The sequence below is a fragment of the Pseudomonas sp. E315 genome (genome assembly GCF_055406205.1).
Genome location: NZ_JBUZPJ010000003.1, coordinates 71,747 through 97,949, shown reverse-complemented (window position 1 = coordinate 97,949; position 26,203 = coordinate 71,747). Strand labels below are relative to the sequence as shown.

The 26,203-nt window shown below is 56.5% G+C and carries 25 protein-coding genes and 1 pseudogene; 14 read left to right on the top strand and 12 right to left on the bottom strand.

The genetic code is table 11. The features are described from left to right. Positions 1-8 precede the first annotated feature (8 nt). From tnpB to ACZRJQ_RS05850, 3 genes and pseudogenes are all read left to right on the top strand, one after another. Complete coding sequence (gene tnpB / locus ACZRJQ_RS05860; protein ID WP_463977440.1) at positions 9-368, top strand: IS66 family insertion sequence element accessory protein TnpB; 360 nt, start codon at positions 9-11, stop codon at positions 366-368. Positions 369-386: 18 nt separating this feature from the next. Continuing rightward, complete coding sequence (gene tnpC / locus ACZRJQ_RS05855) at positions 387-1,898, top strand: IS66 family transposase (RefSeq protein ID WP_463977439.1); 1,512 nt, start codon at positions 387-389, stop codon at positions 1,896-1,898. 45 nt (positions 1,899-1,943) lie between these two features. Continuing rightward, positions 1,944-2,620: pseudogene (locus ACZRJQ_RS05850) on the top strand (transposase family protein); the annotation flags it as partial. 59 nt (positions 2,621-2,679) lie between these two features. On the opposite strand, the gene ACZRJQ_RS05845 reads toward ACZRJQ_RS05850, so the two are convergent. Then, entirely contained in the window at positions 2,680-3,351 is a 672-nt protein-coding gene (locus ACZRJQ_RS05845; protein WP_463977438.1) for a hypothetical protein, read from the bottom strand. Positions 3,352-3,800: 449 nt separating this feature from the next. Between ACZRJQ_RS05845 and ACZRJQ_RS05840 the strand changes: the two genes are divergently transcribed. Then, positions 3,801-4,937: a hypothetical protein gene (locus ACZRJQ_RS05840; RefSeq protein WP_463977437.1), complete on the top strand. Its 1,137-nt coding sequence runs from the start codon at positions 3,801-3,803 to the stop codon at positions 4,935-4,937. Between the two features lie 262 nt (positions 4,938-5,199). Here ACZRJQ_RS05840 and ACZRJQ_RS05835 read toward each other — a convergent pair whose 3' ends face one another. The 3 genes from ACZRJQ_RS05835 to arsC are packed head-to-tail and all read right to left on the bottom strand — an operon-like array spanning position 5,200 to position 6,561. Then, positions 5,200-5,613 carry a DUF2069 domain-containing protein gene (locus ACZRJQ_RS05835; protein ID WP_463977436.1) on the bottom strand — a complete coding sequence of 138 codons (414 nt, stop codon included), beginning with the start codon at positions 5,611-5,613 and terminating at the stop codon, positions 5,200-5,202. Beyond that, a complete protein-coding gene (gene wrbA, locus ACZRJQ_RS05830; RefSeq protein ID WP_463977435.1) occupies positions 5,606-6,211 on the bottom strand; it encodes an NAD(P)H:quinone oxidoreductase in 606 nt (201 codons plus the stop codon). Before wrbA ends, ACZRJQ_RS05835 begins: the two co-directional genes overlap by 8 nt. Continuing rightward, positions 6,208-6,561 (bottom strand): arsenate reductase (glutaredoxin), encoded by a 354-nt coding sequence (gene arsC, locus ACZRJQ_RS05825; protein WP_463977434.1) that lies wholly within the window; start codon positions 6,559-6,561, stop codon positions 6,208-6,210. The genes wrbA and arsC overlap by 4 nt, the downstream gene beginning before the upstream one ends. A 125-nt stretch (positions 6,562-6,686) precedes the next feature. On the opposite strand from arsC, the gene ACZRJQ_RS05820 reads away from it, so the two are divergent. Beyond that, a complete protein-coding gene (locus ACZRJQ_RS05820) occupies positions 6,687-7,151 on the top strand; it encodes a TlpA disulfide reductase family protein (protein ID WP_463977433.1) in 465 nt (154 codons plus the stop codon). Positions 7,152-7,284: 133 nt separating this feature from the next. Here the strand turns inward: ACZRJQ_RS05820 and ACZRJQ_RS05815 are convergent, their stop codons facing one another. Genes ACZRJQ_RS05815 through ACZRJQ_RS05800 form a run of 4 tightly spaced genes read right to left on the bottom strand, consistent with a single transcriptional unit; the run spans position 7,285 to position 11,982 of the window. Next, positions 7,285-7,689 (bottom strand): META domain-containing protein, encoded by a 405-nt coding sequence (locus ACZRJQ_RS05815; protein WP_463977432.1) that lies wholly within the window; start codon positions 7,687-7,689, stop codon positions 7,285-7,287. Continuing rightward, positions 7,686-8,123 (bottom strand): hypothetical protein, encoded by a 438-nt coding sequence (locus tag ACZRJQ_RS05810; protein WP_463977431.1) that lies wholly within the window; start codon positions 8,121-8,123, stop codon positions 7,686-7,688. The genes ACZRJQ_RS05815 and ACZRJQ_RS05810 overlap by 4 nt, the downstream gene beginning before the upstream one ends. Positions 8,124-8,183: 60 nt before the next feature. After that, entirely contained in the window at positions 8,184-9,173 is a 990-nt protein-coding gene (locus tag ACZRJQ_RS05805; RefSeq protein WP_463977430.1) for a 2-hydroxyacid dehydrogenase, read from the bottom strand. A 49-nt stretch (positions 9,174-9,222) separates the two neighbouring features. Continuing rightward, positions 9,223-11,982, bottom strand: coding sequence for a response regulator (locus ACZRJQ_RS05800; RefSeq protein WP_463977429.1), 2,760 nt, complete (start codon positions 11,980-11,982; stop codon positions 9,223-9,225). 207 nt (positions 11,983-12,189) lie between these two features. Between ACZRJQ_RS05800 and ACZRJQ_RS05795 the strand changes: the two genes are divergently transcribed. The 7 genes from ACZRJQ_RS05795 to ACZRJQ_RS05765 all read left to right on the top strand — a co-directional run bounded on the left by ACZRJQ_RS05795 (position 12,190) and on the right by ACZRJQ_RS05765 (position 20,587). After that, positions 12,190-12,918 (top strand): response regulator transcription factor, encoded by a 729-nt coding sequence (locus ACZRJQ_RS05795; protein WP_463977428.1) that lies wholly within the window; start codon positions 12,190-12,192, stop codon positions 12,916-12,918. Beyond that, entirely contained in the window at positions 12,908-14,278 is a 1,371-nt protein-coding gene (locus ACZRJQ_RS05790; RefSeq protein WP_463977427.1) for a histidine kinase sensor domain-containing protein, read from the top strand. Before ACZRJQ_RS05795 ends, ACZRJQ_RS05790 begins: the two co-directional genes overlap by 11 nt. 122 nt (positions 14,279-14,400) lie before the next feature. Further along, complete coding sequence (cysM, locus tag ACZRJQ_RS05785) at positions 14,401-15,303, top strand: cysteine synthase CysM (RefSeq protein ID WP_463977426.1); 903 nt, start codon at positions 14,401-14,403, stop codon at positions 15,301-15,303. Further along, on the top strand, positions 15,303-16,655 hold the full coding sequence (gene rlmD, locus ACZRJQ_RS05780) for a 23S rRNA (uracil(1939)-C(5))-methyltransferase RlmD (RefSeq protein ID WP_463977425.1): 1,353 nt from the start codon (positions 15,303-15,305) through the stop codon (positions 16,653-16,655). The genes cysM and rlmD overlap by 1 nt, the downstream gene beginning before the upstream one ends. A gap of 119 nt (positions 16,656-16,774) precedes the next feature. Beyond that, a complete protein-coding gene (gene relA, locus ACZRJQ_RS05775) occupies positions 16,775-19,027 on the top strand; it encodes a GTP diphosphokinase (protein WP_463977424.1) in 2,253 nt (750 codons plus the stop codon). A gap of 158 nt (positions 19,028-19,185) precedes the next feature. Continuing rightward, on the top strand, positions 19,186-20,019 hold the full coding sequence (gene mazG, locus ACZRJQ_RS05770; protein WP_463977423.1) for a nucleoside triphosphate pyrophosphohydrolase: 834 nt from the start codon (positions 19,186-19,188) through the stop codon (positions 20,017-20,019). Between the two features lie 22 nt (positions 20,020-20,041). Continuing rightward, entirely contained in the window at positions 20,042-20,587 is a 546-nt protein-coding gene (locus tag ACZRJQ_RS05765) for a DUF2058 domain-containing protein (RefSeq protein WP_463977422.1), read from the top strand. A gap of 117 nt (positions 20,588-20,704) precedes the next feature. Here ACZRJQ_RS05765 and ACZRJQ_RS05760 read toward each other — a convergent pair whose 3' ends face one another. From ACZRJQ_RS05760 to purM, 4 genes are all read right to left on the bottom strand, one after another. Beyond that, positions 20,705-20,887 (bottom strand): hypothetical protein, encoded by a 183-nt coding sequence (locus ACZRJQ_RS05760; RefSeq protein WP_463977421.1) that lies wholly within the window; start codon positions 20,885-20,887, stop codon positions 20,705-20,707. Positions 20,888-21,150: 263 nt separating this feature from the next. Further along, positions 21,151-21,864 (bottom strand): DUF3108 domain-containing protein, encoded by a 714-nt coding sequence (locus ACZRJQ_RS05755; protein WP_463977420.1) that lies wholly within the window; start codon positions 21,862-21,864, stop codon positions 21,151-21,153. 8 nt (positions 21,865-21,872) lie between these two features. Next, complete coding sequence (gene purN, locus ACZRJQ_RS05750; protein WP_463977419.1) at positions 21,873-22,523, bottom strand: phosphoribosylglycinamide formyltransferase; 651 nt, start codon at positions 22,521-22,523, stop codon at positions 21,873-21,875. Next, entirely contained in the window at positions 22,523-23,581 is a 1,059-nt protein-coding gene (purM, locus tag ACZRJQ_RS05745) for a phosphoribosylformylglycinamidine cyclo-ligase (RefSeq protein WP_463977418.1), read from the bottom strand. Before purM ends, purN begins: the two co-directional genes overlap by 1 nt. A 383-nt stretch (positions 23,582-23,964) precedes the next feature. On the opposite strand from purM, the gene ACZRJQ_RS05740 reads away from it, so the two are divergent. Beyond that, the gene (locus ACZRJQ_RS05740) at positions 23,965-24,999 is read left to right on the top strand and encodes a DUF2066 domain-containing protein (RefSeq protein WP_463977417.1); all 1,035 of its coding nucleotides are present in this window, start codon (positions 23,965-23,967) and stop codon (positions 24,997-24,999) included. A 32-nt stretch (positions 25,000-25,031) separates the two neighbouring features. Next, a complete protein-coding gene (locus tag ACZRJQ_RS05735; RefSeq protein ID WP_463977416.1) occupies positions 25,032-26,105 on the top strand; it encodes an AI-2E family transporter in 1,074 nt (357 codons plus the stop codon). Positions 26,106-26,203 lie beyond the last annotated feature (98 nt).

Sequence of the window (26,203 nt, the reverse complement as noted above, 5' to 3'; positions counted from 1 at the left end):
CATCCGCCATGATGCGACCCGACGCAAAAGTCGAAAAAGTGTATCTGTACCCCAAGCCTGTCGACTTCCGAAAATCCATTGACGGTTTGGCTGCCCTGGTCGAGCTGGACATCAAGGTCGCAGTATTCGACCCCGTGCTTTTCATTTTCCTCAACAAGCCGCGTAACCGTGTGAAGATTTTGTACTGGGAGCGCAACGGCTTCTGCCTTTGGCTCAAGCGCCTGGAGTCTGAGCGATTCAAAACTTCGCCCGACGTGACGGACGAGGCGATTGTCCTGATCGTCCAGGAGCTTAACTGGATGCTCGACGGCTTTGACCTCTGGCGTAATCGACCTCACCAGGTTTTAACACCGCGATTCGTGGCCTGATTCGGTACAATCCGGGGCATGAACTCCATGCCCGAAGACCTCCCTGACGATCCTCAACTGCTCAAGCAAATGCTTGCGAAGATGCAGTCGCGGGTCGGTTTTCTCGAAGAGGAAAACGCGCTGCTGCGCCAGCGATTGTTTGGACGCAAGTCCGAGCAAACAGCCGATCCTGCCACGCCTCAGTTGGCCCTTTTCAACGAAGCTGAAAGCGTTGCTGAGCCTATCGGCGAAAACGCTGAAGAAGAGGTCGTCGCACCCAACAAGCGCCGTGGCAAACGTAAGCCACTGCCTGCCAATCTGCCGCGCATCGAAGTCATCCACGAACTGCCCGAACATGAGCTGACCTGCGTCTGTGGTTGCCGCAAACACGCCATCGGCGAGGAAGTCAGCGAGCAGCTCGAAATCGTGCCGATGCAGATACGGGTGATCAAACACGTTCGTAAAGTCTACGGTTGTCGCGACTGCGAGACCGCACCAATCACTGCGGACAAGCCCGCGCAACTGATCGAAAAAGGCATGGCCAGCCCGAGCGTTCTGGCGATGTTGTTGACCACCAAATACGTAGACGGCCTGCCACTTCATCGCTTCAAGAAAGTGCTGGGACGTCACGGCATCGATATCTCGCGTCAAACCTTGGCACGCTGGGTCATCCAGTGCGGCGAGCACTTTCAGCCGCTGCTGAATCTGATGCGCGACAGTCTGTTGAATAGCCGCATCATTCACTGCGATGAAACCCGGGTGCAGGTATTGAAAGAGCCTGACCGCGAGCCGAGCAGCCAATCCTGGATGTGGGTGCAAACCGGCGGCCCACCCGATAAGCCAGTCATCCTTTTCGACTACTCCACCAGCCGAGCGCAGGACGTACCGACGTGCCTGCTCGATGGCTATCGTGGCTACGTCATGACCGATGATTACGCCGGTTACAACGCGCTGGGCGCTCAGGCTGGAGTTGAGCGCTTGGGCTGCTGGGCTCATGCACGTCGCAAATTCGTGGAAGCACAAAAAGTGCAGCCCAAAGGCAAGACGGGTCGTGCCGACATCGCGCTGAATTTGATCAACAAGCTTTATGGGATCGAACGCGACTTGAAGGGCGGCAACGACGCTGAGCGTAAAACCGGTCGTCACGAACAAAGCCTGCCGATACTTGCTCAATTGAAAAGCTGGATCGAAAAGACACAACCGCAAGTCACTGCTCAGAACGCCCTCGGAAAAGCCATCCGTTACCTGGCAAGTAACTGGAGCAAACTTGAACGGTACGTGGAGGAAGGCTACTTACCGATCGACAACAACGCCGCAGAGCGCGCGATCCGCCCCTTCATGATTGGACGAAAGAACTGGTTGTTTAGCGACACGCCTAACGGCGCGGCGGCCAGTGCTCGACTTTACAGCTTGGTCGAGACCGCCAAAGCTAACGGTCAAGAGCCCTATGCGTGGCTGCGCCACGTACTGGAGCGCTTGCCACAGGCGTCCTCAATTGAGGATTACGAAGCCCTGCTGCCGTGGAGTTGCGTGCCTCAAGTGCATTGGTGACGCACCGCCCCACCTTTGACAAGGTGGGGTTTATGGATCGCTTACGAAACTGCCGCGATCCTGGTGCTGCGAAAAAAGATGAATGCCTTCTGGGGAAGCGACAGCGAGGACGCCTGACCTCGCTGCCAGAGCGGCTACAACTCGTTGAGCGTTTTAACCATGCCGTGGCTTCTGGTGCGCGTAAAGCCATTGCCAGTGCAGAGATCGGACTGTCACTGCGCAGCCTGCAACGCTAGGCTTTGACACCGGTGATGCAAGCCGATGTGCGTATGACTACGCTGCGCTCGCGCCCCCGCAATGCCCTGACTGAGCAGGAGCGTTGCGCTATTTTAGAGGTTTGCAACAGTCCGGCATTCGTCAGCCTGCCGCCCAGTCAGATCGTGCCAATGTTGGCCGATCAAGGCCGTTATCTGGCCTCAGAATCGAGCTTTTATCGTGTCCTCAAAGAGGCTAATCAGCAGCACCGACGTGGCCGCAGTCATGCACCGCACAAACATGCATCTCCAACAACTCATCGTGCTTGCACCGCCAATCAGGTTTGGTCTTGGGACATCACCTACCTGTATTTGATTGAGGATATTTACAGTCGCAAGGCCGTAGGCTGGGAGGTTTACGAGCAAGAAAGCGGCGAGCGGGCGGCTGAACTGATGGAGCGCACGGTGCTTGCCGAACGTTGTGCAGGGCGCCCCTTGGTGCTGCACTCGGACAACGGTGCGCCGATGGGGCGGTATTGGGCGGGGCATAGACCACATGGGAAGCTCTGCTTGAACTCGGATCACGATCATCCCATTGGATCATGCCGGCCGGGGCGGCTACTGCCGTCAGCAGGCAGGGGCAGGCGACTGACACCCAGGTAATATTCCCGTAACTGAATGTCGCTGTTCTCATCGCCACTTAGTTGTTGATGCTCAAACAGATAATCCCGCAGTTCGAGCGATGGCAGGGGCTCGGTCATCACATCGACCGAAGAGTTGAACATATGCCCGTTGCCGTCTGAAACGTAATCATAGTAATTGTCGTCGAGCTGGTGGGTGATGCAAGCATACACCGTTAGCGATTCGCCGCCGCGCTGGCTGGAGTTCATCACGTAAAGCTGACGGGTGTAGATGGCCGGCTCGCTCTCTGCCGGTCTTGGTTCATTGATAGTCGGTGTAGGATTAAACTGCCCCTGCGGATAATAGTCATATTCGTTGCGGGTCAAGGATGCCCGCCAGCCGTGCGTATCCGGCGCGTCAGTCAGTGGGATAGGGGTGCCATCGGCCTTGTGTACCATCAGCCGCAAACTGGCAAGCTCTTTCGCGGTGATAGTTTGGCCGGGTTGGGGCTCAACCACTAATAGCAGTTCGATCTGCTGCCGGCCGTTGGGGTAGAGACGATTGGACGAGGACGAGACGGTAATTTCCCCTTTGGTCAGCCAGTTAGCTCGTTGGGGGGGCTGGAGGTTCGGAGACATGTGGCATGAAGTGACTCCTGTGAGAAGTTATAAAAACGAGGTCGTTAATTGAGCAACGCAAGCGCGTTAACCAAAAAGTGGCGTTGAAGAATAAGACGGAGCGGTTACGTTCATTCATCCTGTATGCGTATGTATTTGATGCAACACACATAAATGTTGCTTGTTGGGAATTAAGATGCCCCTTATCTTGGGTTGGTTAAGTCTTTTAAAATTTCCAGTGGAAAAATATCTGAATTTCCAGCGCGGAAGTATGCAGATTAGGTGTAAGCCCCCATTGTTTTAATCGCGAGATGGTATTTGATGCTCAAGAAATAAAACTACTATTAAGGTATCCCAGTTTATATTGGGGCCCACAAAAGATTTTTTGCGAAAAGTTGAGTGCGGTTTGTTTGGGTGGACGCAGGCGCAATTCAATGCCGAGCTGGCTAATAGAGAAAAGGACTATCTAAATGAAAAGGTTTTTCAGCGAAGCTGCACAGAATGAGAAAAAAAATAGCAATGAGGTAGGCATAAGCGATCTTGGTACCTTGGAAACAGAAGCTACGTCGGATTGGAGTAGCTTGAGCGAGTTCAAGGTGACTTATCACGACCAGGGTGCGGATCATGCCACTGCTCAAGTCTATCGTAACGGACGTCAGCAAGTGCCTATTAAAGTAGTCATACAAGGGCGCAATAATAAAAATGAAGTGGTTCCTATATCGCCTAATGATTTGGCGGAAATTCAGCTTGTTGTTTACAGTACGGGATTAGCGCTCCCGGCAGAAGTTCAGTATGTACGAACAAGGAATGTAAAGTATGACTACTTCCCTGAAAATCTTTCTTATGTGGCGGAAGGTGATGGGGCGAAAGATATCAATCAAGACCGTTCCGAAGCTGATTTAGAATGGCAAAGAAAAACCGGAAATATGACGGGCGGGGCTTTCTTGCAAGTGAGTGAAATGGTTATCTCGACCGATGAGGGTATGGAAACTCTGGCCCAAGAAGTGTCTTTTTGGGTAACGACAACAACGCCAGATACGATCCGTATAGCAGCGAAAATTACAAAGCAGGGCGCTGTCTTTCAAACACGTAGCCCACAAGGGGGGGCAGGAATGTTTGATAGCTCGGTAACTATCATACCTATAACCCCAGTTGCCCATGTTATGGCTATTTTAGATATTCGCCGTCGAGATGAGATTGGTAACGATTTATTCGATGTGGATATTTACGACATTTTCTTCAGGGATCCAAATTTAAAAATTCGAGACAGTATCCACTTTATAGACGATGGAAATGACTGGCATTATTCTGCGTTCCGGTCAAATGCAAACAAGGTCCAGACGGCATATAAAGCTGATGCATTTCGGGTTGAAAAATTTAACTCTTTCAAGCCGGGAGGTGGCTCCATTGAATTTTATGTAAACTATTTTTTAGCAAGTGAGGGAAAGGCAACCGCGTCACGCATTATAGATAAGCCAGGAGCTTCTTGGAGTGCTGGAAGACTTAGTTATGCGATGGTGAGTTATATTGATAACTTCGGGAATTCGACCAGAGTGCGGTTAGTTTCAAGTGATGATGGAAATGGTATGTTTTTAGCGAATCCATAAACCAAGAAGGATTTTGGGTGTGTAAAGAAGGCTTGGAGCAGTCGCCGATTTTTGTGGCCTTGAACTTTTTAGAGTGAGGCCACTATGGCTGCTTTTCAAAACAGAGGGTACTGGCAGAACTGATAGGTTGTCCGTTTTAACCTAAAACTCTATGGATTAATTACAAGCGTCAGTGGGTAATTATCCTGGCTTGCATGCTGTATAAGGCAGCCTCATGCAGGTAACCGCTGCCGCTACTGCACCAGCGGTTACAAAAGCGGCCTTAAGCGCCTTCACCGGCCAAGCGGCGGTCCAACTGGTAACGCCAGCGCACAAACAGCATCGCGCTGCAAAATACGGCCACGCTGGCGGCAATTTCCAGCAGGCCGAACAGTTGGCGGTTGGGGTCGAATGCGGCCAACGCACCTTTGATCAAGTACAAGTTGACCACGTAACAGGTGAACGAATGCCCGCGTGGGCTGCCTGTAAGCATGCCCGGCACCAGCAGCATTAATGGCACCAGTTCGATCAGCAATATCACCCACGGGCGTGCGCCATGCAGGTCAGCAAACAGCAGGTAATAAGCGCACAGCAAACCGATCAGGCCAAAAAAGCACACTAGGCTCAGTACACGCATCAGCCGCACCCGCGGCTCTAGCCATTCAATGGATGGCAACACTTTTGGCTTTTTAGCCACGGGTGTTCTCCAGTTTCAAAGCGACAGTGGCCAAACGCAGGCCGAGCGCTCGGCACAGGGCGATTTCGTGTTCGTCCAGCCCACGTTTGCCGTCAGCGCCGGCGTGATGGCTTGGCCCATAAGGCGTGCCGCCGCCGGTGGTGTTGAGCAATGCCGATTCGCTGTACGGCAGGCCGGTGACGAGCATGCCGTGGTGCATCAATGGCAGCAGCATCGACAGCAGGGTGGTTTCTTGGCCGCCGTGCAGGCTGGCGGTGGAGGTGAACACCCCGGCCGGCTTGCCGACCAGTGCGCCGGTCAGCCACAGGTTGCTGGTGCCATCCAAAAAGTATTTCAGCGGCGCGGCCATGTTGCCAAAACGGGTCGGGCTGCCCAGCGCCAAACCGGCGCAATTTTTAAGGTCGTCTAAGCTGGCGTACATCGCGCCTTCTGCGGGAATGCTTGGCGCTACCGCTTCGCATTCGGTAGAGATGGCGGGCACTGTGCGCAGACGAGCTTCAAGGCCACCTTGTTCGATGCCGCGAGCGATGTGCCGTGCCATGTCGCTGGTTGAACCATTGCGGCTGTAATACAGCACCAGAATGTAAGGCGTGCTCATGGCAGGATCTCCAGGATTTTTTCTGGTGGACGGCCAATAACGGCTTTGTTCCCTGCGACCAGAATCGGGCGTTCGATCAGTTTGGGATGGGCGGCCATCGCTTCGATCAGTTGCTCATCGCTGACGCTGCTGTCGGCCAAGTTGAGGGTTTTGTATTCATCCTCGCCGGTGCGCAGCAGTTGGCGGGCGCTGATGTTGAGTGTGCTCAGCAGGCTGCGCAGTTGGGCTGCGTCCAGTGGGGTGTCGAGGTAACGCACCACGTTGGGCGTCAGGCCGCGGGCTTCTAGGAGTTCCAGCGCACCGCGCGATTTCGAGCAGCGCGGGTTGTGATAAAGCGTCAGGTCGGTCATGTGCGGGTCGCTTCTTGCGTAAGTTGGCGGCTATTCTACCCGCCTGATGGGCGCGCCTGAACTCTGTGCGGTAATTGGCCGCCATTCCATAGTTTTTATGTGTATTTATCAAAAGGGCTCAACGCATGTTTAAGCGACTCATGGCAGTAACTGCCGTCGCCGTTACCTTACTGCTGGCCGGTTGCGGCAATGATTATGGGGTTGATCAACACGGTGAAAAGGTGGCCTCCGAACGTTTGGACAAGCAATGGAAGGTGATCAATTACTGGGCCGAGTGGTGTGGCCCATGCCGAATCGAAATCCCTGAGCTCAATGCGCTGGAAAAACAGTTGCAGGGGCAATCGGTGGGGGTTTTTGGGGTGAATTTTGATGGTTTGCAGGGCAAGGAATTGAGCGATGCCAGCACTGCGATGGGCATCACCTTTACTGTGCTGGCGCAGGACCCGGCTGAACAATTTGACCTGCCACGCAGCGAAGCTTTACCGGTGACCTACATCATTGATGAGAAGGGCAAGGTGCGGGCGCAGTTGCTGGGCGAGCAAACAGCTGCCGGGGTGTTGGCCAAAATCAAAGCGTTGAAGGGGGCGTAAGGCGTAAGGAGTGGCCGGTGATACACGGTATGAGCCGGTAAATATCACCTCGTTGGAGCTGGCGCAGGTTGCGATCTTTTGACGTTATAGATCAGAAGATCGCAACCTGCGCCCGCTCCAACGGAGGCGTCAATCAGCTGTCTTCGGGCCACAACCGTAAGGGTTTGCCTTCCGCTGGCCAGAAACGGACTTGCTCGATGGGTGAAATATCCCAGCGTTGTACAGCTTGCAGAGCTTCGAAAAATCGGTGCTCTTGCTCCATCAGCGCTGGAGCACAGGCTTTGCGGGTGCTGCCAACGCCACCAAAGGTCAGCTTGTTGCCTTCCAGTGTGTAAGGCGCGAACCAGTGGTTGCAGCCACCGCTGCCGTAAGCGCGACCGGCTTCGTCGAAAGTGACGGTCAGATGGCTGTAATCCATCAGCGGACGCTCACCAATCCACTCCACAACATAAGCGTGGTTGTGCTGCAACTTAACCGGGTCGCCCGCGCAGCCCATCAGGCTTGCGCCGAATAAGGTCAGCAGGGTCAGGCGTTTCATTGCGCGGCCTTTTGGCATTTTGGACACAGATGCTTGCTGCCCTCGCTGCTCCAACCCAGCTCTGCAATGCGCACACTGGCAGCAGGTTTTTGCGCTTTGGTGCCCAGCTTGGCGTCTACCGCGAACTCAAATTTCAGCTCAGTGGCGCACGCGTCGCAGTTCACCTGCCACTCGTGAATTGCCAGTTCGCCAAACACCGGGCCGCGTGTAACAGCAACCCACTGGCCGCGCGGGTTGATCAAGTGACGAACCTTTTCGACAGTCAGGCGCATGGACAAGTCCTTGCTGCCTTTGAGGGTGACAATCAGCACGTCATCGTTCTGAATCGAGCCGCCGTTGCCGGTAACTTGGTAGCGGCCCGGCATCAGGGCGCGGCATTCGATCAAGGTGTGCTGCGGGTTGAGCAGGCTGTAGCGGAAATCGTGTTCGACCATGGGTCCTCCAAATAGGCCGCTATGCTAGCACGCAGACTCCAAAGCCCAAGGCTTGGACGTTCAGCCTTCGATCAGGTTTTTGGGCTGACCATCACGCCAGGCGGCGATATTGTCCAACGTCGTCGATGCAATGGCGGCCAGGGCTTCACGGGTCAGAAACGCCTGATGGGCGGTAATGATCACATTGGGGAAGGTCAGCAAGCGTGCGAGCACGTCATCTTGCAGGGGCAGGTCGGAGCGGTCTTCGAAGAACAGTTGGGCTTCTTCTTCGTACACATCCAGCCCTAGATACCCCAGTTGGCCGCTTTTTAACGCTTCAATCAGCGCCGGGGTATGGACCAGACCACCACGGCCCGTATTGATCAGCATGGCGCCGTGTTTGAGCGTTGCCAGTGATTGGCTGTTGATCAGGTGTTTGTTGTCTGCGGTCAGCGGGCAATGCAGGCTGATGATGTGCGAGCCCGCCAGCAGCTCGGGCAAGCTGACGTATTTGGCACCCAGTGCTTGCAGTTGCGCATTGGGATAGGGGTCAAAACACAGCAGTTCACAGCCGAACCCAGCCATGATTTTGCCGAAGGTGGCCCCGATCTGGCCGGTGCCGACGATGCCTACGGTCTTGCCCACCAGATCAAAACCCGTCAGCCCGTGCAAGGTGAAATCGCCTTCGCGGGTGCGGTTGTAAGCGCGGTGCAGGCGACGGTTTAGCGCCAAAATCAACGCAACGGCATGTTCGGCTACCGCATGCGGTGAGTACGCAGGCACGCGCACCACACTCAAACCCAGACGTTTGGCAGCGGGCAAATCCACGTGGTTGTAACCCGCCGAGCGCAGTGCAATCAGTCGCGTGCCGCCAGCGGCCAGTTGTTCGAGCACAGGGGCGCTCAGGTCGTCATTGATGAACGGGCAGACCACTTCGTGATGATGAGCCAGCGCTGCAGTGTCGAGGCTCAAACGCGCAGGTTGAAAGTGCAGCTCAAGGCCTTCGGGGTGTGGGGCGGCATTGAAGCTGTCGCTGTCGTAAGTCTGGCTGCTGAAAAGAATCGTGCGCATGAAGTCTTCCTTGGTATGACCTGTTCGGGGTAACGGCCTGTCGCCGCGCTTACGCGATACTGCGGGCTTCACAGGCCAGTCGCGTAATGGCTTGGTCCAGTTCGTCGAGGGCGGCACAGGCTTGCGGGTTTTCTTGCTTGAGCAGGGTTTCGCTGCGTTGGCAGGCGGCGCGCAATTGCGGCACGCCGCAGTAGCGGGTTGCACCGTGCAGCCGGTGTACGCGCTCGATCAGTGCGGTGTTGTCCTTGGCTTCGCGGGCCTGATGAATGGCGTGGCGATCGGCTTCCAGTGAGGCCAGTAACATGGCCAGCATATCAGCGGCTAAATCGGCTTTGCCTGCTGCCAATCGCAACCCTTCTTCAGGGTCGAGCACAGACAGTTTAGTGTTGTGGCGCAGAGGTTCGTGGGGGCTGTCGCTGACTTGATTGCGCAGGGCCAGCCCAGTCCATTTCAGCACCACTTGAGCCAGTTGGCGCTCGCTGATGGGTTTGGTCAGGTAGTCGTCCATGCCGCTCTGGAGCAAGGCGCGTTTTTCGTTGGCCATCGCGTGGGCCGTCAGGGCCACAATCGGCAACGGCGTGGATTGGCGCTCGGCCTCCCATTGACGCAGCACCTCGGTGGTTTCGCGCCCATCCATACCCGGCATTTGCACGTCCATCAACACCAGATCAAAGGCCTCAGTTTTGACGGCATCAATAGCGTCATAACCGCTGTCCACGGCCATCACCTTGGCGCCCATGTCTTCGAGCAGGGTTTGCACCAGCAATAAGTTGGCGGGGTTGTCATCGACGCACAAAATGCGCGGTGCGCGGCTGGCAATCAGCTCGCCGGGTTCGGCACGGCTTGGGCGCGGGTTGATCAGGTCAGCCAGTGCCCGGCGCAGTTTGCGGGTGCAGGCGGGCTTGGCTTGCAGTTGGCTGTGCGGGTTGGGCACGGTGGCGTTGAACAGCAGTTGTTCGGTGGTCGGGCACAGCACCAACACTTTGCAGCCCAGATGCTCAAGGTCCCAGATGTGCTGGTTGAGGCGCTCTGGCGGCATGTCGTTGGCCGTGACCCCAAGCACCGCCAAGTCAATGGCGTGCTCGGTTTGATGAGCATTGGTCACGCCGTTGGTGAGGTTTTCGAGCGAGGTATAAGGTGTGACGCTCAGGCCGCAATCTTCGAGTTGATGCTGCAAGGCCTGGCGCGCCAGTTCGTGGTTCTCCAGCAGCGCGATGCGTCGCCCCTGTAGCGGCGGGCCGGGCAAGTCTTCAACGTCGTCACGGGCTTTGGGCAGGCTGACGCTGATCCAGAACACCGAACCTTCGCCCGGCGTGCTTTCGACCCCAATCTCGCCCCCCATTTGCTCGACCAGACGCTTGGAGATCACCAGCCCTAAACCCGTACCGCCGGGTTGGCGCGACAACGAGTTATCAGCTTGGCTGAAGGCCTGAAACAAGGCCCGGACATCTTGGCTGGTGAGGCCGATCCCAGTGTCTTGCACACTGATGCGCAGTTGAACGTTACCGCTGTCTTCGTCCTCATCTTCGAGCATGGCGCGCACGGCGATGGTGCCTTCGCGGGTGAACTTGATCGCGTTGTTCACCAAATTGGTGAGGATTTGCTTGAGCCGCAGCGGGTCGCCAATCAGCGACAGGGGCGTGTCGCGATACACCAGGCTGACCAGCTCCAGACCCTTTTCATGGGCCGAAGGGGCGAGGATGGTCAGGGTGTCTTGCAGCAGGTCGCGCAAATTGAATGGGATGCTGTCGAGCACCAACTTGCCGGCTTCGATTTTTGAGAAGTCGAGAATTTCGTTGATGATGCCAAGCAGGCTGTCGGCCGATTTTTCGATGGTGGTGAGGTAGTCGAACTGGCGTGGCGTAAGTTCGCTTTTTTGCAGCAAGTGGGTAAAGCCGAGAATGCCATTGAGCGGGGTGCGGATTTCATGGCTCATGTTGGCCAGAAATTCAGACTTAATGCGGCTGGCTTCCAGGGCTTCCTTGCGCGCCAGATCAAGTTCAAGGTTTTGAATCTCGATGGTTTCGAGGTTTTGGCGCACATCTTCGGTGGCCTGATCGACGCTGTTTTGCAGTTCTTCCTGAGCATTTTGCAAGGTTTCGGCCATGCGATTGATGCCTGAGGCCAGTTCATCCAGCTCATGGCTGCCCAGCGGTGGCAAGCGGGTTTCGAGGTGGCCGTCCTTGAGTTGCGAAACGGCTTGTTTGATTTGCCCCAGCGGTGCATTGATCGTGCGGCTCAAACGCAATGCCAGCAGGGCTGTGAGCACAAGGCCGGTGAAGATCAGCAGCAAACTGGCGAACAGGCTGCGATAACCGCGCAGCAGCATTCCGTTATGCGACAGCTCCAGTTCAACCCAGCCCAACAAGCGGTGGGCCTCATTAGGAATCACGTCACCTGCCAGATTGCGATGGCGGCCAAACACCGGCAGTAAATAGCGAGTGGCATCGTTATCGCTTTTTTGTAAGAGCTGTGTGCTGTTGCCCAATGGTGCTTGATTGAGCATGGTCGGCCCGGCGTGGGCCAGTGTTTCGCGGTTGGCGCCCAGAAACGACACGGCTCGCACATCTTGCTGCTCAAGGGTTTGGGTGGCGATACGTTCCAGCAGCGCGGCGTCCCGTCGCCCCAGCGCAGGGGCGACCAAGGGCGCCAGTTGCTCGGCGATCATTTCACCACGCTGCAAGAGCTGGGATTGCAGTTCAGACTGCTGTAGCCACGTAAAATAACCGCCCAACACCAGCGCCATCAGGCTGACGGGCAATAGCGTGAGCAGCAATACGCGGCCTTTGATCCCCAGGTTTTTAAGCACGCAACTCTCCAGCCCCACGTTTTGAAAATGCTGTGCTTGATGCACACGATTGCTCGCAGTGTAGCCATTTGGCTGTCGGCAATCCCTTGAAAATTAATCGCAATGGCGCTTGCGTTGATCAATATCAGCGTCACTTAGCCTTAAGTCGGTTGCTCGCCATGACTCAATCTTGAATAATCGCCGATTGAGAATGACTTGCAGACGCTAATGAATCCCGTCGCTATAAACCCGTCCCGCCTTTTGGCCATTGAGGATGACCCTATTTTGGGTGCTTATCTTCATGAGCAGCTTGCGCGCTACGGGTTTGATATTACCTGGTGCCAGAACGGCCAAGAGGGGTTGAGGCTCGCGCAGCAGCAGCCTTTTGACGTGGTGCTGATGGACATTCTGCTCCCCGGTATGAATGGCTTGCAGGTGCTGACGCAATTACGTGAAACCCACGCGTTGCCCGTGATTTTGATGTCAGCTCTGGGCGCTGAGGCTGATCGCATCAGCGGCTTTCAGTTGGGGGCCGACGACTACCTGCCCAAGCCGTTCAGCATGGCTGAGTTGCGGGTACGAATTGAGGCGATCTTGCGCCGGGTCGCACTCGATCGCATGCCCAGACCCACCCCCAGCCCAGAGTTACCGACCGCCGAGGCGCAACTGTTTCTCGACGAGCAGGCCTCAGACGTGCGTTACGGCCAGTTGTGGGCGGGGCTGACCCGTAGCGAGTTTCGCTTGCTTGAGACGCTAAACCGCAACGCGGAAGAAGTGTTGAGCAAGGCCTTCCTTTATCAGCATGTGTTACAGCGCGGTTATGCGGCCCATGACCGCAGCCTGGACATGCACATCAGCCAAATCCGTCGCAAGCTCAAAACCATTGGTTACCACGAGCGTGAAGTGCGCACCGTTTGGGGCAAGGGCTATGTATTGAGTGCCTGTGATGCGCTGTAAGGTGCCGGGCAAGCATTCAGTGTTTTGGAAGCTGGCGTGTCTGCTGGTGGCTTTTTGTTTGCTGATGATCTGGCTCAGTTGGTCTTGGGGCCGGTACATGGACAAACGCACCGGGTTTTTATCCGAAGAGGCGCGCAGCACCTTGGTGCGTTATGCAGGCGAAGCTGAGCGCGCTTGGGAAACCGGCCAGCAAACGGGCGTCGATCAGTGGTTGCAGGCACTGGGCCAGATTGAAAGCGGCTGGGTCGGGGTCATCGGTCAAGATTTACAATCGTTGAGCAGTTACCCGCTGAGCGAACTCGAAAGCCAGCGGCTGACCTTTTTGCGCGGGCTGGAGTGGCCAATCAGCCATATCAAAACGGCCCGCCCTTGGCTCAAGGTGCCGTTCCCGAAGGATTCGTCGGCGGGTTATCTGGTGATCGAATTGCCCCAGCGGTTTATGCCGGGGCGTTCGCAAGTGATCTGGCGCATCGTCACCAATGGGGTGATTCCGGGGCTGTTCACGCTCTTGCTGTGCGTGGGGCTCTACCGTTTGCTGATCGTGCCGCTCAATCATTTACGTGAACAAGCCCATGCGTGGCGCGCTGATCAATTGGGGGCTCGGCTGTCGAGCCAAACCACCAGCCGTCAGGATGAACTGGGGGATTTGGGACGTGCCTTCGATCAAATGTCCGAACGTCTGCAAAGCACTGTGAACCAACAGCAGCAACTGCTGCGTGATTTGTCCCATGAACTGCGTACACCGTTGAGCCGTTTGCGTGTGGCGTGTGACACCGAACAGGGCCTTGATGCCCTGCGCGAACGCTTGAGCCGCGAGGTCGACGGCATGCAGCGTCTGGTCGAAGACACGCTGCAACTGGCCTGGCTGGATGCGGAACGCGGGCCGCTGCCGGTTGAGGACATTCAGATTCAAGCGTTGTGGGAGATGATCAGCGAAAACGCCTGCTTTGAAAGTGGCTGGTCGCCTTCGCGCTTGCCGTGTTGGGTGGATGAGCAGTGTTGGGTGCGTGGGCACCTCAATAGTTTGGCGCAGGCGCTGGAAAACGTGCTGCGTAACGCCATTCGACATTCGCCCGCCGACGGGATTGTCAGCTTGGCCGGCCAGCGCGAAGGTGACGCGTGGCATTTGTGGCTCGACGATCAGGGCGGCGGCGTGGCCCCTGAAGAGCTGGAGCGGATCTTCGCGCCTTTCATTCGGCTCGACGGCTCCCGCCCCGGCGACGGTGGTTTTGGCTTGGGCTTGAGCATTGCGCGCAATGCGTTGCGGCTTCAAGGTGGCAGCCTGTGGGCGCAAAACACCGAGCAGGGTTTGCGGGTGCATCTTCGCTTGCCAGCCCGGCCTGATGCTCGGCTGTCCTGAGGTGAGTTATTGATCTGCGCGCCTTATAGCCTTTCGCCATAAGCATCACACTTTGCGTGATATGGGCTGTGGGCGTTTGTCGGTATGATGTGCGACCCCGCGGTCTGGATTGCGAATACGCCATGACATTGCAGTACCCCACAATCGCCGATTGCGTCGGCAACACTCCGTTGGTGCGCTTGCAGCGCCTGGCTGGAGACACCACCAATACCTTGCTGCTCAAGCTTGAAGGGAATAACCCTGCGGGCTCGGTCAAGGACCGTCCGGCTCTGTCGATGATTGCTCGCGCTGAAACACGCGGGCAGATCCAGGCGGGCGATACCTTGATTGAGGCCACTTCAGGTAATACCGGGATCGCGCTGGCAATGGCCGCCGCGATCAAGGGTTACAAGATGATCCTGATCATGCCTGACAACTCCAGTGCCGAACGCAAGGCCGCCATGACCGCCTATGGCGCCGAACTGATTTTGGTCAGTCAGGAAGAAGGCATGGAAGGCGCTCGCGATCTGGCCGACAAGATGCAGGCCGAGGGTCGCGGTAAGGTGCTCGATCAGTTCGCCAACGGCGACAACCCCGAAGCGCACTATGCCAGCACTGGCCCGGAAATCTGGCGTCAGACCGAAGGCACCATCACCCACTTTGTGAGTTCGATGGGCACCACAGGCACCATCATGGGCGTGTCGCGCTACCTCAAAGAGCAAAACCCCAACGTGCAAATTGTCGGCTTGCAGCCGATGGAAGGCGCCGCCATTCCGGGTATCCGTCGCTGGCCGACCGAGTACCTGCCGAAAATTTACCAGGCTGATCGGGTTGATCGAATCGTCGATATGGCTCAGCGCGAGGCCGAAGACGTCATGCGCCGATTGGCCCGCGAAGAAGGCATTTTCTGCGGCGTGTCGTCAGGCGGTGCTGTGGCAGCGATGTTGCGTTTGTCGCAAGAAGTCGAAAACGCCGTGATCGTGGCAATCATTTGTGACCGAGGCGACCGTTACTTGTCGACCGGCATTTACGATGCGCCTAACTGATGGCCAAGCAAGAGAGAGGCCTGCGTTTCCAGCCCACGGGCGGCACTAAGGCTGCGCAAGTGCCTACGGGTAAAAAACAACGTGTGAACATCGAGCGTTTGGCTAACGATGGCCGTGGTATTGCCTTTATTGATGGCCGCACCTGGTTTGTGTCGGGCGCGTTGGCTGGCGAAGAGGTGGAGTCGCGGGTGTTGGGCGCACACGGCAAGGTGGTTGAGGCGCGCACAGAGCGCGTGTTCAAGGCCAGTGAGTTGCGACGCGTCGCACCCTGTGTGCGTGCGGGTAAATGTGGCGGTTGCAGCGTGCAGCATTTGCCCCATCAAGAGCAGCTTGCACTGAAACAGCGCATGCTCGCCGAGCAGTTGTCTCGTGTGGCAGGCGTTGAACCTCAAGAGTGGGCTGAGCCGTTGACGGGCCCAGAGTTTGGATATCGCCGCCGAGCCCGCATTGCAGTGCGTTGGGACGCGCGCGCCAAGCATTTGGATGTTGGTTTTCGCGCTGCCGGCAGTCAGGACATCGTCGCCATCGACCACTGCCTGGTGCTGGTACACACTTTGCAACCTATCATGAGCGGGCTGCCCGCCATGTTGCGTCAGTTGAGCAACCCCAAAGCCCTTGGGCATGTTGAGTTGTTCAGCGGGTCGGCGATTGCTGTGTTGTTGCGCCACATGGCGCCGCTTAGCGAAGCCGACATGAAGGTATTGCAGGCTTTTTGCGTCACCCACAACGCGCAACTGTGGCTGCAAGGTGAAGCGCTGCCGCAGCCGGTCGATTTGAGTCAGACCTTGGGCTACCGTTTAGAGACGTGGGATCTGGGGCTGGCGTATCGTCCCGGCGACTTTGTTCAAGTGAATGCGGGTGTCAACGAGGCAATGGTTGCTCAGGCACTGGACTGGTTGGCGCCGCAAGCGCACGAACGGGTTCTTGACTTGTTTTGTGGGCTGGGTAACTTCGCGTTACCACTGGCGCGACAAGTGCGCGAGGTGGTGGCCGTTGAAGGTGTTGCGACTATGGTCGAACGTGCTGAGCAAAACGCGGTCAGTAACAACCTGCATAATGCAGCGTTTTTTCAGGCTGACTTGTCGCAACCGCTGGTGGACGCTGCATGGGCCAAAGAGGGTTTTGACGCCGTGCTTCTCGACCCGCCGCGTGACGGGGCTTATGAGGTGGTGCGCAAGCTGTCAGGTTTGGGCGCAAAGCGCTTGGTGTATGTGTCGTGTAACCCAGCCACGTTGGCGCGCGACACGGTTGAGCTGATGAAACAGGGGTATCGGTTAAAACGTGCCGGAATCCTCGATATGTTTCCGCAAACCGCGCATGTCGAGGCAATGGCGTTATTTGAAGCAGACTAGGATGTCTGTCTATTTCGACGGGCCCGCAATGGTGCGCTGCTTAGCCCTGTAGCGTGCTGTTGGGATTTGGGCCGGTGATTTCGACACATTGAACGTGTGTCGTAGGGAAGGTAAGCAAGATGGTACAGGTCAGAGCACACCAGCCGATCAACACCGACGGCAGTATCAATCTCGATGCGTGGCTTGATCATGCGGTGAGTGTCGATGTGGCGCTGGACCGTGAAGCCTTGAAGCAAGCCTGTGAGTTTGCACGCGAGGCAGAACAACAAGCCAATGCGGCGAAGAACCTGTGGACTGAGGGTACGTCGAGCTTTCGAACCGGTCTGGAAATCGCGGAAATCCTCGCTGATCTCAAGCTCGATCAGGACTCATTGGTCGCGGCGATTTTGTACCGTGGGGTGCGCGAGGGGCAAATTTTGCTCCCGGCAGTCAGTCAGCGCTTTGGTACGGTCGTGGCCAAGCTGATTGATGGCGTGCTGCGCATGGCGGCAATCAGTACCAGTCTCAGCCCGCGCCAGTCGATGGTGCTGGGCACGCAAGGGCAGGTCGAAAACCTGCGCAAAATGCTTGTGGCTATGGTGGATGACGTGCGCGTTGCACTCATCAAACTGGCCGAGCGCACCTGCGCAATTCGCGCCGTCAAAAATGCCCCGGATGAAAAGCGCAATCGCGTTGCCCGTGAGGTGTTTGATATCTATGCGCCTTTGGCGCACCGCTTGGGTATTGGCCATATCAAGTGGGAGCTGGAGGATTTGTCCTTCCGCTACCTTGAGCCCGAGCAGTACAAACAAATTGCCACGTTGTTGCATGAGCGCCGCCTTGATCGCGAGCGCTTTATCGGTGACGTGATGAACCAGTTACGCACCGAACTGGTGGCCACCGGGGTTGATGCAGACATCAGCGGCCGGGCCAAACACATCTATTCCATCTGGCGCAAAATGCAGCGCAAGGGTTTGGCTTTTAGCCAAATCTATGACGTGCGTGCGGTGCGGGTACTGGTGCCGGAAATGCGCGATTGCTACACCGCGCTGGGCATTGTCCATACGTTGTGGCGGCATATTCCCAAAGAGTTCGATGACTACATCGCCAACCCAAAAGAGAACGGCTATCGCTCTTTGCACACGGCCGTGATCGGGCCAGAAGGCAAGGTGCTGGAAGTGCAAATTCGCACCCACGCCATGCACGAAGAGGCCGAACTGGGGGTGTGCGCGCACTGGCGTTACAAAGGCACTGACGTTAAGGCTGGGTCTAACCAGTACGAAGAGAAAATCTCGTGGTTGCGCCAAGTGCTGGAGTGGCACGAAGAGCTGGGGGATATCGGTGGTCTGGCCGATCAGTTGCGGGTCGATATCGAGCCGGATCGGGTGTACATCTTTACCCCGGATGGTCATGCCATCGACTTGCCCAAAGGCGCTACACCGCTGGACTTCGCGTATCGGGTGCACACCGAAATCGGCCACAACTGCCGAGGCGCGAAGATCAACGGGCGCATTGTGCCCCTCAATTACAGCCTGCAAACCGGTGAGCAGGTCGAGATCATCACCAGCAAGCACGGCACGCCGAGCCGCGACTGGCTGAACCCTAACTTGGGTTACATCACCACGTCCCGGGCACGGGCCAAAATTGTTCACTGGTACAAGTTACAAGCCCGCGATCAGAACGTAGCGGCCGGTAAAACCTTGCTTGAGCGTGAGCTGGGCCGCCTTGGTTTGCCAGCCGTGGACTACGAGAAGCTCGCCGACAAAGCCAACATGAAAACCGCCGAGGACATGTATGCCGCCCTCGGTGCTGGTGACTTGCGGCTAGCGCAACTGATCAACCTTGCCCAGCAAATGGTTGAGCCGGAGCGTGGCAGCGAGCAGATGGAGCTGATCCCACGCAAAGCCACAGGCTATAAGCCGGGCAAGCGCGGAGACATCCAGATCGAGGGCGTGGGTAACCTGCTGACTCAAATGGCCGGGTGCTGCCAGCCGCTGCCGGGCGATGCAATTGTGGGTTACATCACCCAAGGGCGCGGCGTGAGCATTCACCGTCAGGACTGCGCCTCGGTGCTACAGCTGGGCAGCCGCGAGCCAGAGCGGATGATTCAGGTCAACTGGGGCCCGATCCCGGTGTCGACTTACCCGGTCGATATCGAAATTCGGGCTTACGACCGCTCAGGCTTGCTGCGTGATGTGTCGCAGGTGCTGCTCAATGAGCGCATCAACGTGCTGGCGGTCAATACCCGCTCGAATAAAGAGGACAACACCGCATTGATGTCCTTGACCATCGAGATTCCGGGGCTAGACGCATTGGGGCGATTGCTGGGGCGTATTTCGCAATTGCCGAACGTTATTGAAGCCCGCCGGATCGGGCGCAGTGAGCCTAGATAGCGTGTAGCAACTGCCGAAGGCTGCGTTCGATTGCGAAGCAATCGTAAATCCTGGGCATGTGGTTTAACTGACAACCACAGCCCCTGATTTTTACGACGCCAGCGCCACCGGACGCAGCCTGCGGCAGCGACCACAGGTCTTATCCAAAGAGATTATTGATGCACACCCTCGACGATTTGCTTCATCTCATGGCCCGCCTGCGTGACCCGCAGTACGGCTGCCCGTGGGACATTAAACAAACCTACGCTTCTCTGGTGCCATACACGCTTGAAGAAGCTTACGAAGTGGCTGACGCCATCGAGCGCAGCGACTTTGAGCATTTACAGGGTGAATTGGGCGATTTGCTATTTCAGGTGGTGTATTACAGCCAACTGGCCCGTGAAGACGGGCGTTTTGAGTTTGCCGGGGTAATCGACAGCATCACCCGCAAACTGATTCGCCGACACCCGCATGTATTTCCGACCGGCGATCTGTATGCACCGCTGGATGTACCGCGTTTAAGCGAAGAGCAAGTCAAACAGCGCTGGGAGCAGATCAAGGCCCAAGAGCGCAGCGAGCAATCTGCCGCGCCCGAGCAGTTGTCGTTACTCGATGATGTGCCGGTGGCATTGCCTGCACTGTCCCGTGCGGCAAAGTTACAAAAGCGTGCAGCCCAGGTCGGTTTTGATTGGCCAGCGGCGTTGCCGGTGTTGGACAAGGTGCGCGAAGAACTGGACGAAGTGCTTGAAGCGATGGCTGACGACGATTCGGCGGCTATTCACGACGAAATCGGCGACCTGTTGTTTTCAGTGGTTAACCTTGCACGGCACCTTAAAGTTGATCCCGAAACAGCGCTGCGCGGGGCTAATGCGAAATTTGACAGACGTTTCCGGTTTATTGAGCAGGCATTGCGCGATACCCTGCGTCCCATTGAAGATTGCACCCTTGAAGACTTGGACGCCCTGTGGGGCGAAGCCAAGCGTCAGGAAAAGAATTTACCCAGCTGCGGCTGAGTTTGCCTAAGTGAGTAAGTAGATGAGCATTTCCCTACGCGACCAGTTGCTCAAAGCGGGACTGGTCAACGAGAAGCAGGCCAAGCAGGCCGGTAAAGAAAAGCAAAAACAGCAGCGTCTGGCTCATAAAGGTCAGATCGAACTGGACGACACTCAGCAGCGCCTGGCAGCAGAAGCCAAGGCCGAGAAGCTCAAGCGCGATCAGGAACTCAATCGCCAGCAGCAAGAGAAGGTTGAGCAAAAGGCCCGCGCCGCGCAAATCAAGCAATTGATAGAAGTGTCGCGCTTGCCCAAGTTGACCACTGAGGACTACTACAACTTCGTTGACGACAAGAAGGTTAAGCGTCTGTCGGTCAACACGTTGATGCGCAACAAGCTGGCCAATGGCTCGTTGGCCATTGTGCAGCACGCTGGCGGTTACGAAGTGATTCCGCGTGAGGCTGCGCTGAAGATTCAAGAGCGCGACCCGCGCCGAATTGTTCAGCTCAACATTCTGGTTGAGTCGAAAACGCCAGAAGAGGACGATCCTTACGCGGCTTATCAGATCCCTGATGACCTGATGTGGTAACACGCTCTACGGTTTTAAATGATCAAAAGATCGCAGCCTGCGCGTTAGGTGTTGCGACAGAAACAACAAACCCCGCTTCGGCGGGGTTTGTTGTTTCAAGACAGTAGCTTCAGAGGTTCATGCCTGAGCTTTATGCGCTTGCTGCTTTTCCAGCTCAGCCTTATAGCTGTGAGCGTCGCTTTCGCGGTGGAACATGCCAACCAGTACGTCTTCTTGATGGACATCCCACAGGTGAACGCCGTGGGCCACAAGCTGGTGAAACATACGTGAATCGTCGCGCTCAGTTACTTTGATAGTCATCTGCTTGCTCCAAATTCTAAAGAAGGTCTGCGGCAAGGCGTCGCAGGCCTTCTTTATAGAATTTGTTAGCTTCCTAAGTAAATACCCCATCGCTGCGCTGTCATTTTGCGTAAAACCAGAAACCCCCTACAGGCCTTTAAAGACGGTGTGTTGACGGTTTTGGTCGATAGTTTTATGACAAATGTTTCATGTTAGGGGCGTATCACAGGTCAAAAAAAACCTCACCGAAGTGAGGTTTTTGGGCGTTTCAGCCAATGGCGTGTTTAGTTGCCTTTGACCGTTTTGCCGCTCACCGTGCCGTCCAACAGCATGATGTTGTATTCCTTGCCGTCTTTTTCGACCTGACGCAATTTGACCAGCAGCCCATCCCAGCTCTTGGCGAACCACATTTCAGTGATGCGCTTGTTCTGTGTTGGGTCGCGTACCCGTTCAACCTTAATGGCATCAATGGAGCCTGCCTTGGTTTCGACCTTTTCTGGGCCAAGCACGCGGAAGTCGTAGGTGTCGACATCGTTACCGTCTACAACCTGATAGCTCATGCTCTTTTTGCCAGCCGCAACATCGCGCTGTAGCGCCAGTTGGTAGGTGGATTTGTCGAGCATGCCCGTGATAAGTGGCACTTTGACCGCTTCGTTCTGTTCAGTGCCTGTGACCATTTTGGTGGCCCAGTCAAAGTCCAGCTCAATCTTTTTAGCCTTGCCCAAACCGCCACGTTCGAAGTGGTAGGTCAGTGGGACGAGGGTGTTGTTTTCAAGCTTGAGGGTGCTTTCTTCATTCAGGCTGGCCACCAGCATTGAGGCCTTGAAGTTCAAGGTCCAAGTGCCGTTGTCATTTTTGGTCAGGCTGCGTTCGGCAGAACCGCTCATCGGCAACTGTTTCCAGTCGGCGGTGTAGCTGGCGTGGAAGGGCTGAAGATCGGCCGCTTGCACTGCTGGGATGGCCAGCAGGCTAAGGGCAAGGAGCAGGGCACGACGCATAAAATCTCCTAGATGTGTATCTGGTGGCCGCTGGCCGGGAGTAATTGACCGTCCAATAATGCGCCTTGCTCGTCAAGTGACAAGCGACCTTCGGCAAACCAGCGCACTGCAAGCGGATAAATCTGGTGTTCCTGGGTGTGAACCCGTTGCGCCAGACTGTGTGGCGAGTCGTCGGACTCTACCGGAATCACTGCCTGTACGACCAGTGGTCCGCCGTCGAGTTCCTCGGTTACAAAGTGCACGCTACAGCCATGTTCACTGTCACCGGCCTCTAGGGCGCGTTGATGCGTGTGTAACCCTTTGTATTTTGGGAGCAGCGAGGGGTGGATATTGAGCAGGCGACCCTGATAGTGACGCACGAAGTCTGGGCTCAGAATGCGCATGAATCCGGCCAGAACTACCAGTTGCGGGTTGAAGGTGTCGATGATTTCGATCAGTGCAGCATCGAAGGCCTCGCGGCCCTCGAATGCTTTGTGATCCAGTACGCGGGTGTCGATCCCCGCGTCTTTGGCGCGTTGCAGGCCGTAGGCATCTGCGCGGTTGGAGATCACCGCGCGGATTTTGGCCGAACTTTGCTTGACGTCATTGCTGTCGATCAAGGCCTGCAAGTTGCTGCCGGTGCCGGAAAGCAGCACCACTACATCACAGGTATCAGGCATTAGTGCGCCTTGAGGTTTTGCAGCTCGACTTGTGGAGCGCCTTCGGCCGCGGTTGCGATCTGGCCGATCACCCAAGGCTGCTCGCCTGCTTCGCGCAATACGTTCAGAGCGGTTTCAACGTCAGCCTGAGCCACGCAGATCACCATGCCAACGCCGCAGTTCAGCACGCGGTGCATTTCGGTTTCAGCCACGTTGCCTTTTTCTTGCAGCCAGTCGAAGACAGCAGGGCGCTGCCAGCTAGCAACGTCAACCACGGCCTGAGCGCCTTTTGGCAGAACACGCGGGATGTTATCGAGCAGGCCACCACCGGTGATGTGAGCCATGGCCTTAACAACGCCGGTTTCTTTGATCAGCTTGAGCAACGGCTTAACGTAGATGCGAGTCGGCGCCATCAGCAGGTCGGTCAGCGGCTTACCGTCGAGCTGGATGTTTTCGATGTCAGCACCCGACACTTCAATGATTTTGCGGATCAGCGAGTAGCCATTGGAGTGCGGGCCAGAAGAAGGCAGGGCCAGCAGGGCGTCGCCGGCAGCAACCTTGGAGCCGTCGATGATTTCGGATTTTTCGACAACGCCCACGCAGAAACCTGCCAGGTCGTAGTCTTCGCCTTCGTACATGCCAGGCATTTCTGCGGTTTCGCCGCCTACCAGCGAGCAACCGGACAATTCGCAGCCAGCGCCGATACCGGTGACCACTTGGGTCGCGGTTTCTACGTTGAGCTTGCCGGTGGCGTAGTAGTCGAGAAAGAACAGAGGCTCGGCACCGCAGACGATCAGGTCGTTAACGCACATCGCAACCAGGTCGATGCCGATGCTGTCGTGCTTGTTCAGGTTCAGCGCCAGACGCAGCTTGGTGCCTACACCGTCGGTGCCAGAAACCAGTACAGGCTGTTTGTAGCCAGCCGGGATTTCGCAGAGGGCGCCAAAACCGCCGAGGCCGCCCATCACTTCCGGGCGTGCAGTGCGCTTGGCCACGCTCTTGATGCGTTCGACCAATGCTTCACCGGCGTCGATGTCTACACCGGCGTCCTTGTAGCTCAGGGAGGGTTGCTTGCTCATAATCCAGGCCTTTAGGGGGGATTCGGGGGTATCGACCGATCTCAGGGGGCTGGCCTGCAAGTGCTCATCGTTTGAAACAGAGCATTTGCAGAGTGCCCGGCTGTCGCCGGTCTGCGAAGGCGCGCGATTTTATCAGGCTTGAAGGGCAGCGGCCATCCTCGGGCCGACAGGGAGGGTTATATCTGTCGAAAAAAACCTTTTTTAGTCGTACTGGCTGCTACGCGCGGGGCTGTATAAGGTATAGCGGTTTACTTTTATTGTTTATGGCTGGATGAAAACTGCGGCGCGGGCGTGAATGATTTGGCCAAGGCTCTGTCAGAAACGTGTTCGAGTGTTTTTATGTGGTCTTTTAAAGCTGCTTTTTTTGTCGTCAGGAATTGTTCATGCGTTTTCATCAATTTATAGCTGTGGGCTGCTTGTCATTTTTCAGCCTGGCCAGTCATGCCGAAATTCTGACCGGTCTTTATCAAGTACGAGAGCCGGTGACCAGTCAATCGCCTGAAGAGCGCACCCAGGCCACACAAAAGGCATTAGAGACGCTGGTGTTGCGCCTCACTGGCGATGCCAAGGCCGTGCAAAACCCGGGGTTGGAGGCGATTCGTAAAGACCCTCAACAAATCATCAGTCAGTACGGCTATGACGCGGGCCCGCCCGAAAGCCTGCAAGTGGATTTCGATCCGGTCAGCACTGACAGGGCCTTGCATCAGGCTGGGCTGTCGCTGTGGGGCAGTAATCGGCCAGCGCTGTTGAGTTGGTGGCTGAGCGATTCGGTCGATGGGTCGAGCTTGGTGGGGGATGGTCAAGCGGCAGCTGAGCCTTTGCGCCGCGCCGCGCAACATCGCGGGTTGCCGCTGCGCTTGCCGTTGGCAGACTTGAACGAACAATTGGTGGCAACGGTCGAAAACCTCGAAGGCAGTAATCCTGCCCCGCTGAAGGAGGCATCTGAGCGTTACGGCGCAGATGCACTGCTGGCTGTGCATGCTCGCGAAGAGGCTGGTCAGTGGCAAGCCAAATGGCGTTTGTGGTTGGGTGATCAACAGGAGCAAGGCAGCGCGCAAGCCAGTGATCAGGCGGCATTGGCCGACGCTGTATTGCTGGCGGTCAGTGAGCGCTTGGCGCCGCGTTATGTGGTTAAGCCGGGTGTTTTCAGGGAGCAACTGCTGGAAGTGCAGGGCATGACGCTGGAGCGTTACGCCGTGCTGGGGCGTTTGCTGGAGCCGTTTGGTGGGCAGCTTAAGCGTGTCGACGCGGACCGTGTTGTGTATCAGGTCAATGGCAGCGCTGAGCAATTGCGCTCGCAGCTCAACCTGGCGCATTTGCAGGAGCTGCCAGCAGGAGACACATCCGCTGTGATGAACGCGGGGCAAGCCCCCGGTGTTGTTGCTACGCCAGCGCCACAGCTGCGGTTTGGTTGGTAGGTTTTTCTCTTCTATATAAAGGATGGCTGTTCATGACGGATTCGCGGCGATGGGTATGGTGGGGCGTGGCGTTGGGGGCGTGCCTGTTTGTGTACTTCCTGCACGCGATACTGACGCCTTTTTTAGTCGCGGTCGTTTTGGCTTATATGTTCGACCCTGTTGTTGATCGGCTCGAAAGGTTCGGCTTCTCAAGAACGTGGGGGGTGGTAACGGTATTCGCGTTGTTCACGGTCTTGCTGATGGCGCTGTTGTTGGTGTTGGTGCCCTTGTTGGCCAAGCAGCTCCTGAAGTTGTATCAATTGGCGCCCTTGGTACTCGATTGGTTGCAGCACACAGCAATGCCGTGGGCGCAGGCCAAGCTGGGTTTGAGTGACAGCTTCTGGAATTTCGACAAAATTAAAGCGGCGATTACCGCAAACATGGGGCAGGCCTCCGATTTCGTTGGGGTGGTGCTGTCACAGGCAACGGCGTCGAGCTTGGCGTTGATCGGCTTCTTGGCCAATTTGGTATTGATCCCCGTCGTGGCTTTTTATCTGCTGCGCGACTGGGACATCATGCTGGCCAAGATCCGCAGCTTACTGCCGCGTGATCGGGAAGAGCAGATTGTGTCGCTGGCCAAGGAATGTCACGACGTGCTTGGGGCGTTTGTTCGCGGCCAATTGCTGGTGATGCTGGCGCTGGGGGTGATCTACTCTGCCGGTTTGATGTTGGTAGGGCTTGAGCTGGGGCTGCTGATTGGTTTGATGGCAGGTTTGGCAGCCATTGTGCCGTACATGGGCTTTATCATCGGTATTGGCGCGGCGCTGGTGGCCGGGTTGTTCCAGTTTGGGGGCGATCTGTACCCGATGATCGGCATTGTGGCCGTGTTTATGGTGGGGCAGGCGCTTGAAGGCATGGTGCTGACGCCGTTGTTGGTGGGCGACCGTATTGGGCTGCACCCAGTGGCGGTGATCTTCGCCATTTTGGCGGGCGGTGAGCTCTTTGGCTTTACCGGTGTGCTGTTGGCGCTGCCGGTGGCGGCCGTGATTATGGTGCTGGTACGCCATGTGAACGATTTGTATAAAGACTCGCAGGCCTACAAAGGCGACGAAGACCCCCAGCTGTAGCGACTTATGCCTGAAGGCTGTGATGTTTAGCGATCCCAAAATCGCAGCCTTGGGCAGCTCCCGCGGGGGATTTAATCGATTGCACCCTGCCAAAAAAA